Raw genomic sequence first — 13,494 nt, 5'->3', positions numbered from 1 at the left:
AGGGTGTAAAATCATGTTATTTTGGTTAACTTTTATCCAGTCTTTACCAACTATTCCTGTATCGGAAATTCCCACAATTCAGTTACAACCAAAACAGCAGCAAACTAGAACACTCGCTCAAAGTATTTCACCAGTCACATTTCAGCCTACTATCGCTCAAATCAATAATGGCTTAGTCTTACCAGGAATTATTGTTGCTTTAGTTTTCTTGCTTTTAGCAAGCTTATATGCTTACACCAGAATTTATGTAGTCACACCCAATAACGAGGCTTTTGTCAGAACTGGGGGTTTGTTTACCAAAAAGAAATCGGTAATTCTTTATGGTGGTTGTATTGTATTACCGGGATTTCATCAACTCACCCGTGTACCTTTGCGAGAAATTTCTATTGATGTAGAACGCACTGGGAAAATGGCAGTGCGGACTAAAGATTATCTAAGAGCAGATATTAGAGTCACATTTTATGTGTGTATTAATCCCTCAGAAGAAGATGTTTTGACAGCAGCAGCAAAATTATCTCAAAGTGGTACAATAATTACTTCTGATGACATTAAAAACGCCTTAGACAAACGGGCAGATGATGCTATTAGAGCCGCAGCTAAAACCAAAGAAATAGCCGAAATTGATTCTGATAAATTGGGTTTTGCTCAAGAAGTTTTGAATTTAATGGGTTCAGATTTGAAAAAAGTGGGGTTAACTCTCAATAATATTGCCATCTCGGAAATTTTAGAAAGTGTTACATACGATCCTGATAGTTTCTTTGATGCTCAAGGTGTGCGTTTAAGAACAGAAATTATTCAGCGTTCAATTCAACAAAAACGAGAAGTTGAATTAACAAGTCAAGTAGCAATTGAGCAAAAAGAACTAGATGCTCAAAAGCGATCGCTACAAATTGCCCAAGAACAAGAAAGTGCTAAATTAGAGCAAAAGTTTCAAGTAGAGGCACTCAAGGCACAGCGAGAACGGGAAATCCAAGAAGCAAAAGATAAAGAAGCCGCAGCGATTCAACGCAGTAGAATTTTGCAAGAAAGATCAGTTGAAGAAGAAGAAATTCGCCGAAAATTATCTTTGCAACAAAGCCAAATTGAAGCCGATATTGCTCTAGACGAACGCAATAAACATTTAAAGGTGTCACAATCACTGCAAAAGCAGGAAGCAGAAATTGCCGAAATTTCCCGTAAACAGAAGGTAGATGCTGGTAGACTCAAAGCTCAAGTGGAGATAGTCGAGTCAGAAAAACTAGCACGAATTGCTCAAGAAGATTTAGAGATTGCTATTTCTGCGAAAAGACGTGAAAGCTTCCTCGCCCAAGCAGCACAAGCCACAGCCGAAGAAGCTGTGAATACAGCCGGGGAAATTGAAAAAGCCGAACGTAACAAGCGGTTATCGACAATTGCAGCCGAAAGAGAAGCCCAACAACGCAGTATAAGCGATCGCAACGTTGTCGAAATCGATGCCTTCCGCCGTCGCCGTCAAGCTGAAATCGCCCAAGAAGCCGCAGAATTAGAAGCAGAGGCCATTCGGATCATCGCATCCGCTAACCGCGATAAAGTTTTAGCAGAAGCAGAAGCCCTAAAAGTCAAAATCGCCGCCGAAAATACAATCAGTAGCGCCAACCTTACAGCCCAAATGCTGACTACAATTTGGCCAGAATTAGCTGCTAAACTCCCAGAAATCCTCACAGCCCTAGCCCCACAACCGGGAGTTTTAGGAGATACCCGGATTTACTCATTCCCTGGTGCAAATGGCAGTAATGGCGCTCAAGATATTAACAAACTCATGCTATCTACCAGTGGGCTTTCCTTAATTAATACGTTACTTGATGAAGGTAAATTAGGCGAATTAATCGGTCAAATTAGCCAATTAGTCCGTAGTAATCACCCAATAACAACTGACACAAACAACAATCTTTCCTTAGTTCATAACCCAAAACCAACCCCCAACCAAAGCAACAAAGAAATAGGTTAATTCAGTTAACAGTGAACGAACCTTGTAGGGTGCATTATGGACGCTAGTCCTAACGCACGGAGAATTGAAGATGGTGCGTTGCGCTACGCGACAACACACCCTACAAAACATAATTTTGACTGAATATCTTGTGGGATGGGCATACTTCTATACGAGACGCTACGCGGTAAGCGCAGCTATGCCGTAGGCTTTACGACAAGTGTTACAGTGAGCTTGCCGAACTGCTCAGTACAAGTCTTGTCCGTCCTCATCATGCAAGTTCACAATTTGCTCCAAACTCTTATCCTCTAAAAATTAGTGGTTGCTGTCCAAAAAAAACGCTCCAAATCCCCTCACAATTTGATACCCTAGCTTAAACAGATTTGAAAAAAGTTAAAGCGTGGAAATTCAACTTGGGCGGGGAAAAACAGCTCGTAGAGCTTATGGAATTGATGAAATTGCTCTAGTCCCTGGTAGCAGAACACTCGATCCGAGTCTGGCAGATACAAAGTGGACTATTGGCAATATTGAGCGAGAAATCCCAATTATTGCCAGTGCAATGGATGGCGTAGTCGATGTCAAAATGGCTGTAAAACTGTCACAGTTAGGAGCATTAGGAGTCATCAACTTAGAAGGTATCCAAACTCGCTATGCTGACCCAGAGCCGATTTTAGAACGAATCGCCTCAGTCGGTAAAAGTGAATTTGTGTCCTTGATGCAAGAACTCTATGCCGAACCCATCAAGCCGGAATTAATTGAAAAACGTATTCAGGAAATTAAACAACAAGGTGGTATTGCGGCGGTGAGTGCTACTCCAGCCGCAGCCAGTAAATATGGTGAAATAGTGGCAAAAGCCGGGGCAGATTTGTTTTTTGTCCAGGCTACAGTAGTCTCTACGGCACATTTATCGCCAGAGTCGATAGTTCCCCTCGATTTGGCTGAATTTTGCCGTTCTATGCCCATCCCAGTGGCGTTGGGGAACTGTGTTACCTATGAAGTTACGTTAAATTTGTTGAAAGCTGGGGCGGCTGCGGTCTTAGTGGGAATTGGACCTGGTGCGGCTTGTACATCTCGTGGCGTTTTGGGTGTGGGCATACCACAAGCAACTGCGATCGCAGATTGTGCAGCCGCCAGAGATGATTATTATCAGGAAACTGGTAACTATATCCCGATTATTGCCGATGGTGGTTTAATTACTGGTGGCGACATTTGCAAGTGCATCGCCTGCGGTGCTGATGGTGTGATGATCGGTTCTCCCTTTGCCAGAGCCGCCGAAGCTCCAGGTAGGGGCTATCATTGGGGAATGGCAACTCCTAGCCCCTTACTGCCCCGTGGGACTCGCATTAGCGTTGGTACAACTGGCAGCCTAGAGCAAATACTCATCGGTCCTGCCGGACTGGATGATGGCACTCATAACCTGGTGGGAGCCTTAAAAACTAGCATGGGGACATTAGGAGCCAAAAACATCAAAGAAATGCAGCAAGTTGAAGTGGTAATCGCTCCTTCCCTACTAACAGAAGGTAAAGTATACCAAAAAGCCCAACAATTAGGCATGGGTAAATAAAGAAAATGGGGAATAGGGAGGTAGGAATCACTAATAAGAAATAAATTCTTTACTGATCCCCAGTCCCCAACTCAAATTCTTGTTGAAAAAATTTTCCAGACTCTTAAACAATCTCTGGAAAAATCCGATATGTCGCCTACAATAGAGATAGCGGAGACAGATGTTTCCGTTCACTCCTCACACCACACTCCGCCCGGACTATTGTCTGGGCGGTTCCTTATGTTTGTCCATAATTTCTTTAACTTCGTTGCAAATGTACATTTTTGACTTCTTAGCGGCTGTTTTTGCTATGGTAGAATTTTCACCAAACTCAGAAATATAATTGGCAAAGGTTTTTAGGCATGACAGCAGCCGAACAAGTTACAGATTCTAGTTTTAAGCAAGAAGTACTCGAAAGCGATGTACCAGTTTTAGTTGACTTCTGGGCCCCCTGGTGCGGTCCCTGCCGCATGGTAGCTCCTGTTGTAGAGGAAATTGCCGGTCAATATGAAGGTCAAATCAAAGTTGTGAAAGTTAATACTGATGAGAATCCTAATGTCGCCAGTCAGTATGGCATCCGCAGCATCCCTACTTTAATGATTTTTAAAGATGGGCAAAAGGTTGATATGGTTGTCGGAGCCGTGCCTAAAACTACATTAGCTAACACTTTGGAAAAATATCTTTGAGACTCAATTGGTAGCACAATCCTTTTGAGTCTGCCATTTGCTTAAGATTTAGGTAAATCTTTGTGAAGAAGTTTGCGAGGCGCGAAAACTCGCGTCTCAAAAAAACTTTTTCTTGTGGTCAACAGTGTTAGATGTCCACGACCCCAGTCATACTTGGTTCTAAAAATGTAGTGTGGCTTTTACAGCATTTTGGCGTTTATCTAACGACTTGGTGCGATATACTTCTATTTGATTTTTGTTGACGTAGCCTGCCTATAGCATACGCTGACAAAACTCAATGCCATCTATTTCATCTTGCTGTTACCATTTTCTGGACTACCGCAGTCAATTCACCGAATTAAATTAGATTGCTGTATGTCTATTGAATTCTTGAGCAGTGCCTTGGTGAATTTTTAACCACAGGTGCTTTTTCATTTTATGGCAAAGTGCTGAGGATAAAGCCACTGGCTGTAAGGCTTTGAGCTATTAACACTGTTTTAACTCATGTCAAAACCGCTATAAGAGATTATGAATAGTCTTTAATATGTTAATAGTCAAAAACTATGGAGTTTTAAATAACCACCGAGTGAAGCGGTTGTAAACTGCATTCCAAAATCAGGTAAAATGTAATGCCATTGTGGCGACAGTTCTCATGACCTCATCTGCGTCTTTTGACACATTAGAGACTCTCCAGGCGGATATTGCTGAACTATTTGATCGTTTACCAACGTTAAAAAATCAGCAACTGATTCAGCAAGCACTGGCTACTATAGTGCGTTTAGCTGAGACTGAAATTGAACGTCTTGATTGGAAAATCTTGTCATCTGCCTTAGCAGATATGGAACGAGGTTTCCAGCTATTTTATGACTATCGACACGTTCGCAAAGTTACTATCTTTGGTTCAGCGCGTCTATCTCCAGAAACACCAGAGTATCAAATCGCCCTTGAATTTGCTCGTGCTGTTTGTCAGTTAGGATTCATGGTCATGACAGGCGGTGGCGGCGGTATTATGCAGGCGGGTCACGAAGGCGCTGGACGAGATAATTCCTTTGGCTTAAATATTCAGTTACCCTTTGAGCAGCAAGCGAACCCATTTATTGAAGGTGATCCGAAGCTGATTCATTTTAAATATTTCTTTACCCGCAAACTATTTCTCCTCAAAGAAAGTGACGCTGTGGCTTTATTTCCTGGAGGTTTTGGCACTCAAGATGAAGCTTTTGAATGTATGACCTTAAGCCAGACAGGTAAATTTGGCCCTGTTCCTGTAGTTTTAATAGATCATCCAGGTGGCGATTACTGGCGGTCTTGGAGCGAATATATTGATCAACAACTGGTGCAGAAAGGTCTTGTGAGTCCCGAAGACCCTAGCCTTTACACAGTCACAGATAACCTGGCAGTAGCTTGTAATGCGATTACCAATTTTTATCAAGTTTATCACTCTAGCCGCTATGTAGGTGAGCAATTAGTGATTCGTCTGTCAGCAGATTTATCAGATGCTGCGGTAGAAAAGTTAAATGCTAACTTTAGCGATATTTTGGTAAAAGGAAAAATTGCCAAAAGCCCAGCTTTACCTCAAGAAAACCAAGATGAAACAGCCGAACTACCCCGCTTGGTGTTGTACTTTAACCAGCGTGATTTGGGTCGTTTGTATCAAATGATTGCATTAATTAACCAGATGGGTACTCCTTCTCAGGAAGAAAAGGCACATCCAGAAAGGAAGTGAATTTTATAGAGTTTATCTTTCACAAATCATGGGATTTCAACAGGACACTTACCAGTCAACAAGTCAAATACCTTTGGCCGAACAACTTAAGCAAATGATTTGTGGTTTTTGGTTAACGCAATCAATCTATGTAGCCGCTAAGTTGGGGATTGCTGATTTACTAAAAGATGGTGCTAAAAGTGCAGAAGAGTTAGCAAAATCTACAGAAGTTGATGCAGAATCATTGTATCGCTTAATGCGTGCTTTGTGTAGCATTGCTATATTTACAGAACTGGAAAATCGCCGTTTTCAGCTCACACCAATGGCCGAATATCTCCGCAGTGATGTTCCAGATTCGTTACAGGCGATGGCTATCATGTTCGGTTCTGAAGACTGGCATTGGCAACCCTGGGGCAATATTCTCTACAGTATCAAAACAGGTAAACCAGCTTTTGATGACGTTTTTGGAACGTCTTTATTTCCCTACTTGGCTCAAAAACCAGAAGCCGCAGCCATATTTGACACTTGCATGACAAGTTTTTCCAGCACGTATATCAATCCTGTGGTGTCTAGTTACGACTTTTCTTCTATCAACACCTTAATTGACGTGGGTGGTGGACATGGGACTTTACTTGCTAGCATTCTCAAAAATTACCCTAAAGTTAAGGGTATAGTTTACGACCAAGAACAAGTAATTGAGGGAGCAAAGCAACATTTAGAAGCATCAGAATTAGAGGGGCGTTGGCAATTATTGAGTGGCGACTTCTTTGAATCTGTACCGAGTGGTGGTGATGCTTATATCATGAAACACATCATTCATGACTGGGATGATGAAAGTGCCATCAAAATTCTTCAAAATTGTCACCATGTGATGCCAGACAACGGGAAAGTGCTGGTTGTAGAAAATGTCATTCCCAATCCTAACGAACCTTCCCTGAGTAAATTCCTCGATTTGGAAATGTTAATAATGACTTCTGGAGGCCGTGAACGCACCGCAACCGAATTTGAAGAACTCTTTGCTGCTGCTGGGTTTAAACTTACTAAGATTATTCCTACCCCTTCTTCGATCAGCATCATTGAAGGTGTAAAAATATCAGCAAAATAATGGTTTATCAAGATGTAAGTTCTTGTACCGCCCAATGCATCCTGCTGATTATGCTCGAAAAGCTTGTATATTAGCACAGGAAACTATTTAGAGGAAGAAAGTATGCTGGAATTATTGGGTTCAGGTTTAGTTTCTGTATGGCTAGAAATGGCTGGGGTACAAATTAAGCCTACAGAAGCCTTACAGGCATTAGCTTGGCAAAGTAGCCCTGGCTTGGTTCTGGCACCTGACCCCAATCCAGCCGGTTCGACTACAGTTCAGAAATATTTGCAGGGAATGATTTCCTCGAAGCTGGTAGCGGAAAACTTAGCGGAGAGTCAAGGCATTTGGATGCAGTCGGGGCCGATGTTGATGGCTAATCATCAAGGTACTACACCTCTGCCTGCTGCTTCTTTAACCAAAATTGCGACTTCACTTGTGGCTTTGAAAACTTGGGGGCCAGACCACCAATTTGAGACTTTGGTCAGCACGACAGGGCGAATAGTTAACGGGGTTTTGCAGGGTGATTTGGTGATTACCGGCGGTGGTGATCCGATGTTTGTTTGGGAAGAAGCGATCGCACTGGGTAATACTCTGAATAAAATGGGTATTAAGCAGGTAAAGGGAAATCTGCTCATAAACGGCAAATTCGCCATGAATTTTGAACCCAATCCCATATTAGCTGGGCAAATGCTCAAGCAGGCACTGAATTATGCAACTTGGACTCGTCCAGCAAATTACATATATTCCATTATGCCGAAGGGTACAGCTAAACCTCAAGTAGTAATTGCGGGAAATGTGAAAGTAGCAACCCAACCAAATCCTCAAGAAACCCTACTGGTACGTCGCCGTTCTTTACCTTTGCAGCAATTAATTAAGGAAATGAACGTGTTCAGTAACAACGTCATGGCAGAAATGTTGGCGGAATCGGTGGGAGGCGCTGCTGTCATGCAATCGAAAGCTGCTAAATTGGCTGGAGTACCAGAGGCAGAAATTCAGTTAATTAATGGTTCAGGATTAGGAGTAGACAATCGCATTTCTCCGAGAGCCGCTTGTGCGATGTTAATGGCGATTCAACGGGAAGCATCGACCCATAAAATTAATGTGGCTGACTTGTTTCCTAGCTCTGGATTTGACCGTCGGGGAACAATGCGATATAGAAATATGCCTCATGCTACTGTGATGAAAACTGGTACTTTGCGAGAGGTGAGCGCTTTAGCTGGAGTCATTCCTACACGCGATCGCGGTTTGGTATGGTTTGCTATTATTAACCGTGGTCCACAAATACCAGCTTTCCGCGCTAATCAAGATAAGCTGTTACAAGCTCTGGTAGAAAAGTTAGAAGTAGTTCCCAATATTCCCTCTACAATTACTCCCCATTCTCCTAAATATTTTTCACCGGAATTGGGTGCGGCTAGTCGTAACGAAATTTTGTTAGTTGCGAATAAAAGTAATTTATAATTCGTAGTTCGTAATACAGGAATCGAATCCCATTTAATTCTTGATAGTTTGCTTACTCAGTCCCCCTGCACATCTGCTTCTTCCTAATTTCTAATTCCTGCATCTTGAGGAATAATTTCTGTGACTACTCTGCGGCCAGATTTACCACTTTTAACTATAATGTCTTCTGTTTGCAGATTACCAACGGCTGTTTCACCTGTAAAATTTATGGGTGGGTCAACTTGACGATAAATCACGTTTCCCTGCGCTTCTAATAATTTTTTGTCCAGATACCAACTTAATTGATTAGATTTCAGGGATTGACGACGTTGACCTATAGCGGTGACATTACCTGCTAAATTGACAATTTTTTGCTGTATTTTCATTTCGCCTTGATTGGCGGTTACAGTCACATTTTCGGCACGCTGGACAACAGTAATTGGGGCATTTGTCTTCACCGTTTCTGCTTTCATGTCCCAGGTCATAGAGTTACTAGCTATTTGTGTGGGTGGGTCTACTAACTCTAACTGGGAATTTTTTTTGATCGTAGCAATTTTAGTTTTTAAGTTAACTTCGGCAGCATCTCCTCTGCCACGGTCAGTAATTTGATTATTGTTATAACGGTCAATTTGTATGGGGCGATCGCTAGTTAATATTTCTTCTTTAATTCGCCAAGTTAAATTTTCACTTCGCATTTGCATTTGGGGATCAACGGAATTGGCTATTACGCCACCAGAAAATTCTATCCGCTGTTCGCGAGTTTTAACTCGTGCTTCTTGCGCTACTGCTTTTAGTTGTTTATGAGTCCCATTGATTTGATTACGGACAATTAACAAATCTTCTTGAGGCAACCATTCTAATTCATTACCTTGCAATACAATACCATTGACGGGATCTGTAGCCAGAATTTTTCCCTTGAGAAATAGCCTCTGACCATCCTGTTCAATATCTGCTTTGTCTGCTTGTATTTGGTAAATTGGTTTGCCATCTTGGTATAGTTCACCAACGGGACTTTCCGCCTGACCAAGTTGTTTTTCTTTAGTATATATCGCCTTCTTAGATCGTACTTTCCAAACAGGTCTTCCAACTTCGTCGGCTTGTTCTAAAGTGACATCAAAGAAGGTTAAATTGCTTTCTTGGGGAGTTGAATCAACATCATCTGGTTGAGAAGGCGTGGGGGATTTACCCCCACAAGCAACTAATCCAAGTACCAATAAAAAAGTTAAAGGCAGGTAAAACAAATTTGCTTTTCGTCGAAAAAAACCGAGAGCTAGTGATGAAAATAAGTGGGGTAAATATGGTGTATTTTGCCCTTTATCAGCATAATTTACTCTCTTTTGCCGCCTGCCTTTTTGATAATTCATTAATCTTGGATTTCTAACTGTTGATCAGCCTCTCTCATATCTTCCAGAAAACCCATGCTGGATAGAGGTCTATATGGATAGCTTTGACGGGGGTTTTTTTGGATATCTTCTTTGATGGCTTCTAAATCAATATAGCGATCGCTCACATTGATTAAACTATCACTGGTCATGGAGCGCAAACTCACAACTTCTACGCGCACACCACGATAGCTGACTGAATTGACCGCATAAGCCAAATCTCCATCACCACTGACCAAAACTGCGGTATCATAGGAATCAACTAAGGCCATCATATCTACGGCAATTTCTACATCTAGGTTGGCTTTTTTGGAGCCATCAGGTAGCTGTACTAAATCCTTAGCAATGACTCGATAGCCGTTGCGACGCATCCACAACAGAAACCCTTGTTGCTTTTCGTTTGTGCGGTCTACACCAGTGTAAAAGAAAGCCCGTAATAGTCTAGAACCGCCAGTTAATCGGCATAGTAGCTTTGTGTAGTCAATTTCGATTCCCAATTGTAATGCAGCATAAAACAGGTTGGAACCATCAATGAATATAGCTACACGACCTCGATTCTCCAAGACTTGTTCCGGTGTAAAGATTGAGTCACTTTCTAGATTATTCAACATTGTTGTCATACCTCATTATTATGCTTGTTATATTTGATACGGATTTACCGAGATGTTATGCTAGAACGACTTATGATAAGGATTCGGAGCTAATCTAATAAGTTAAGCCCCGATCAGTTTTTTGAGAAAATTAAGAAATTGAACAAAATCAAAAAATGATGGAAAATTAAAAAAATTAATCGTTTTTGGGAATCTCGATGCGTTTAAAGACGGGCTGTGGTTTACCCAACGATTGTTCACTGCTGAGTAACCCCCATTTGGCATGGGTCACAAAAGGGGCAAGCATTGAAGTTTTTATTTGATCATTAAAGTCAATTCCAAAGCCCAGTTGCTGATAAATAGCGTTACTGATATTCGGAATGACTGGGGAAAGAAGATAAGCTGCTAGTCTAACAGATTCTAGAACTGCGTACAGGACTGCTTCCACTTCCTGCTGCTTGCCTTGTTTATATAGTGACCAAGGGGCTTGATCATCAATAAACTTATTGCTAGTTCGTACTAGTGAAAGGGTCGCTTCGCAGGCTTGGTTGAAAGCTAGCGCTTGATATGCTTGTTGCACCTTGTCCCCTAGACTTATACCAATTTTTTTCAAAGGGTTTTCGTCATTAATGGCTTCATTTCCAATGGTTAGTCCATCAGCAGCACAGTATTTCTTCACCATGTTTAAGGTCCGATTTAGCAAATTACCTAAGTCATTGGCCAAATCTGCATTCAAAACATTAATGAATCTAACTTCATTAAAATCGCCATCTTTGCCAAATTCGATTTCCTTAAGGAAGTAATAACGAACTGCATCACTACCATAACTTTGAACTAGCCAGATGGGATCGAGGGTGTTACCCTGAGACTTACCCATTTTTTGACCATCTTTAGTCAAAAACCCATGTCCAAACACTTGTCCTGGTAAGGGTAAACCAGCGGACATCAGCATGGCTGGCCAATAAACTGCATGGAATCGGAGGATATCTTTACCAATTAGATGTAGGTTAATTGGCCACCAAGTTTCTAAGGCGTTGGCTAAGGTTGGTTCTGCATCTGGTTCTAATAATGCGGTGACATAAGCTAGCAACGCATCAAACCAGACATAAAGGGTATGCTGGGGATCAACTGGGACAGGGAAACCCCAATCCAGATTTACCCGCGAAATGGAAAAGTCCTGTAAACCTTGGCTGACAAAGCTCAAGACTTCATTTCGACGACTTTCAGGTTGAATAAAATCTGGTCGAGACTGGTAAAATTCTTCGAGTTGGGCTTGATAATTAGATAGACGGAAGAAGTAGTTTTGCTCGTCCCGCCATTCAACTTCCTTGTTAGTATGAATAGGGCAGCGCTTTCCTTCTAGTAGGTCTCGTTCTTCCTTAAATTCTTCACAAGATACGCAGTACCAACCCTTCTGTTTGCCTTGGTAGATGTCGCCTTTGTCCCAGACTCGCAAAAAGAACTCTTTGACGATGGCTTCATGACGAGAAGCGGTAGTCCTACTAAAGCGATCATACTGAATATTTAATAACTGCCATAACTTGATAAAGCTAGGCACGATTTGATCACAAAATTCTTGTGGCGGTTTCCCTAAACTCTCTGCTGAACGCTGAATTTTTTGTCCATGTTCATCTGTACCTGTAATAAGTAATACCTGATGTCCTGACAGCCTGTGAAACCGTGCCACTACGTCTGCTGCTATTGTGGTGTAAGCACTGCCAACGTGAGGAACATCATTCACATAATATAGGGGTGTTGTCAATGCAAATTTTTTTTCTGTTTTATCCACTAAATCCATACAAAATAAAAAAATAAATTATTAAAACGTTTTCTATTGTACTTTTACTGGTACATTCACGCAATCTTATGATATTACTACTTGTTTGACAAAGCATAACTTAATATTAGCAAATTTCTGGCGACCAGAATTTTTTATTGATGTGTATAAATCCAGGTAGCCTTTACTCACAAGACATAATTGATCTACTCATAATCATTTCTAATCATTGCTATCATATTAATTGTGACTGGGAATACATAAGTCTAAATTCTGAAAATGTAGCTACCTTTATGGATAAATTTTTTCTGCCTTAAGACTACTCTAGTATCAATAGGGAAATGTCAAAATTAAGTCAAGATCATCGCCGATATTTTTTCCAAAAATATATTAATTACCCATGAGTCCAAATAGTCCCCTGGATATTTCTCGCTATTTTCTGACAGCGTTATCAACGCGAATTTTTCGCTATCACGAAGATCGCATTCCCAGAGATGCTAGCGTTTTGGTAGTCAGTAATCACCGTAGTTTTATGGATGCACTGATCTTAATGTCGGCGCTATCTAGACCAATTCGCTTTGCTTGTCATCACTATATGGGACAAGTACCACTGATGCGGGAAATTGTCACGGGACAATTGGGATGTTTTCCTCTGGAGGAGACAGCCAGCAGCCAGCAAAGCTTTTTTGAAAAATCACAGCGTATTTTGCAGTCAAAGCAAATGGTGGGTGTTTTTCCTGAAGGAACTCGGCCAATGGTGACATCTACCAAACCAAATGAAGTTGGTGAATTTCACAGAGGATTTGCTCATTTAGCATTGCGTTCTACTGTGGATGATTTAGCAATTTTACCAATTGCGATCGCTTCTTTAGAAGAAGTCAATACTTATGGCTTACCTCTGCGACTGTTAAGTTTCTTTGACCCTTCAGAACCTTTATTTAATCAACCAGGTTTACATCCCTTAGTTATCTATAATCGGGTGGCTGTGTTAATTGGTCGCCCTTATTGGATTACACCACAACATCAACAGAAATATCACGGCAAACAAGCGAAAAATGTTGTGAATGAACTAACTAAACATTGTCAAGATGAAATTGCTAGTTTACTAGTGCAAGGTTGTTATTAAATGCTGGAATAATTGTACCGATATATGTAATGCTGCTCGCTTTTTGGAAGATGTTTCTAGTAAGCATCACTCATAGTTTTTTCAGGAGTATTCTTATATTGATTAGTCTATCCTTGACAGGCTGATTATCAATGGAGTTAATGTTAATTATTTAAGTTATCTACAATAGTAGATGATTTATGAAGATGAGCGAACAGCCTATCGCTAAAGCGAAAGCTCCGCTAACGCGTAGTGTATGCC

The 13,494-nt window shown here is 41.2% G+C and carries 9 protein-coding genes and 1 pseudogene; 7 read left to right on the top strand and 3 right to left on the bottom strand.

The window, feature by feature from the left end:
• The first annotated feature begins 13 nt into the window (after positions 1 to 13).
• The 6 genes and pseudogenes from ACM0OW_RS20890 (at position 14) to ACM0OW_RS20865 (ending at position 8,400) form a co-directional block, all read left to right on the top strand.
• Positions 14 to 1,966, top strand: a complete 1,953-nt coding sequence (locus tag ACM0OW_RS20890; protein ID WP_414552055.1) for a flotillin family protein — start codon at positions 14 to 16, stop codon at positions 1,964 to 1,966.
• 379 nt (positions 1,967 to 2,345) lie between these two features.
• On the top strand, positions 2,346 to 3,509 hold the full coding sequence (locus ACM0OW_RS20885; protein WP_414552054.1) for a GuaB3 family IMP dehydrogenase-related protein: 1,164 nt from the start codon (positions 2,346 to 2,348) through the stop codon (positions 3,507 to 3,509).
• A 323-nt stretch (positions 3,510 to 3,832) separates the two neighbouring features.
• A pseudogene (gene trxA, locus ACM0OW_RS20880) lies at positions 3,833 to 4,174 on the top strand (thioredoxin); the annotation flags it as partial.
• 631 nt (positions 4,175 to 4,805) lie between these two features.
• Positions 4,806 to 5,876, top strand: a complete 1,071-nt coding sequence (locus ACM0OW_RS20875) for an LOG family protein (RefSeq protein WP_414552076.1) — start codon at positions 4,806 to 4,808, stop codon at positions 5,874 to 5,876.
• 28 nt (positions 5,877 to 5,904) lie between these two features.
• Positions 5,905 to 6,960, top strand: coding sequence for a methyltransferase (locus ACM0OW_RS20870; RefSeq protein ID WP_414552053.1), 1,056 nt, complete (start codon positions 5,905 to 5,907; stop codon positions 6,958 to 6,960).
• 102 nt (positions 6,961 to 7,062) lie between these two features.
• Positions 7,063 to 8,400 (top strand): D-alanyl-D-alanine carboxypeptidase, encoded by a 1,338-nt coding sequence (locus ACM0OW_RS20865; RefSeq protein WP_414552052.1) that lies wholly within the window; start codon positions 7,063 to 7,065, stop codon positions 8,398 to 8,400.
• Between the two features lie 83 nt (positions 8,401 to 8,483).
• Here the strand turns inward: ACM0OW_RS20865 and lptC are convergent, their stop codons facing one another.
• From lptC to metG, 3 genes are all read right to left on the bottom strand, one after another.
• The gene (gene lptC / locus ACM0OW_RS20860; RefSeq protein ID WP_414552051.1) at positions 8,484 to 9,743 is read right to left on the bottom strand and encodes an LPS export ABC transporter periplasmic protein LptC; all 1,260 of its coding nucleotides are present in this window, start codon (positions 9,741 to 9,743) and stop codon (positions 8,484 to 8,486) included.
• Positions 9,743 to 10,372: an NYN domain-containing protein gene (locus ACM0OW_RS20855; protein WP_414552075.1), complete on the bottom strand. Its 630-nt coding sequence runs from the start codon at positions 10,370 to 10,372 to the stop codon at positions 9,743 to 9,745. The genes lptC and ACM0OW_RS20855 overlap by 1 nt, the downstream gene beginning before the upstream one ends.
• A 175-nt stretch (positions 10,373 to 10,547) precedes the next feature.
• A complete protein-coding gene (gene metG, locus ACM0OW_RS20850) occupies positions 10,548 to 12,149 on the bottom strand; it encodes a methionine--tRNA ligase (RefSeq protein ID WP_414552050.1) in 1,602 nt (533 codons plus the stop codon).
• A gap of 379 nt (positions 12,150 to 12,528) precedes the next feature.
• On the opposite strand from metG, the gene ACM0OW_RS20845 reads away from it, so the two are divergent.
• The gene (locus ACM0OW_RS20845) at positions 12,529 to 13,254 is read left to right on the top strand and encodes a lysophospholipid acyltransferase family protein (RefSeq protein ID WP_414552049.1); all 726 of its coding nucleotides are present in this window, start codon (positions 12,529 to 12,531) and stop codon (positions 13,252 to 13,254) included.
• Positions 13,255 to 13,494: the final 240 nt, after the last annotated feature.

The sequence above is a fragment of the Anabaena sp. CCY 0017 genome, assembly GCF_963920885.1.
Classification (GTDB): domain Bacteria; phylum Cyanobacteriota; class Cyanobacteriia; order Cyanobacteriales; family Nostocaceae; genus Nodularia.
Note: the sequence above shows the minus strand (reverse complement) of the source record. Positions and strands in the feature narration are given on the sequence as shown.

Bases quoted from the DNA above. Each gene is read 5' to 3' on its own strand.
- ACM0OW_RS20890 (WP_414552055.1), top strand. From the start codon at position 14: ATGTTATTTTGGTTAACTTTTATCCAGTCTTTACCAACTATTCCTGTA.
- ACM0OW_RS20875 (WP_414552076.1), top strand. From the start codon at position 4,806: ATGACCTCATCTGCGTCTTTTGACACATTAGAGACTCTCCAGGCGGAT.
- ACM0OW_RS20870 (WP_414552053.1), top strand. From the start codon at position 5,905: ATGGGATTTCAACAGGACACTTACCAGTCAACAAGTCAAATACCTTTG.
- ACM0OW_RS20865 (WP_414552052.1), top strand. From the start codon at position 7,063: ATGCTGGAATTATTGGGTTCAGGTTTAGTTTCTGTATGGCTAGAAATG.
- lptC (WP_414552051.1), bottom strand. From the start codon at position 9,743: ATGAATTATCAAAAAGGCAGGCGGCAAAAGAGAGTAAATTATGCTGAT.
- ACM0OW_RS20855 (WP_414552075.1), bottom strand. From the start codon at position 10,372: ATGTTGAATAATCTAGAAAGTGACTCAATCTTTACACCGGAACAAGTC.
- metG (WP_414552050.1), bottom strand. From the start codon at position 12,149: ATGGATTTAGTGGATAAAACAGAAAAAAAATTTGCATTGACAACACCC.
- ACM0OW_RS20845 (WP_414552049.1), top strand. From the start codon at position 12,529: ATGAGTCCAAATAGTCCCCTGGATATTTCTCGCTATTTTCTGACAGCG.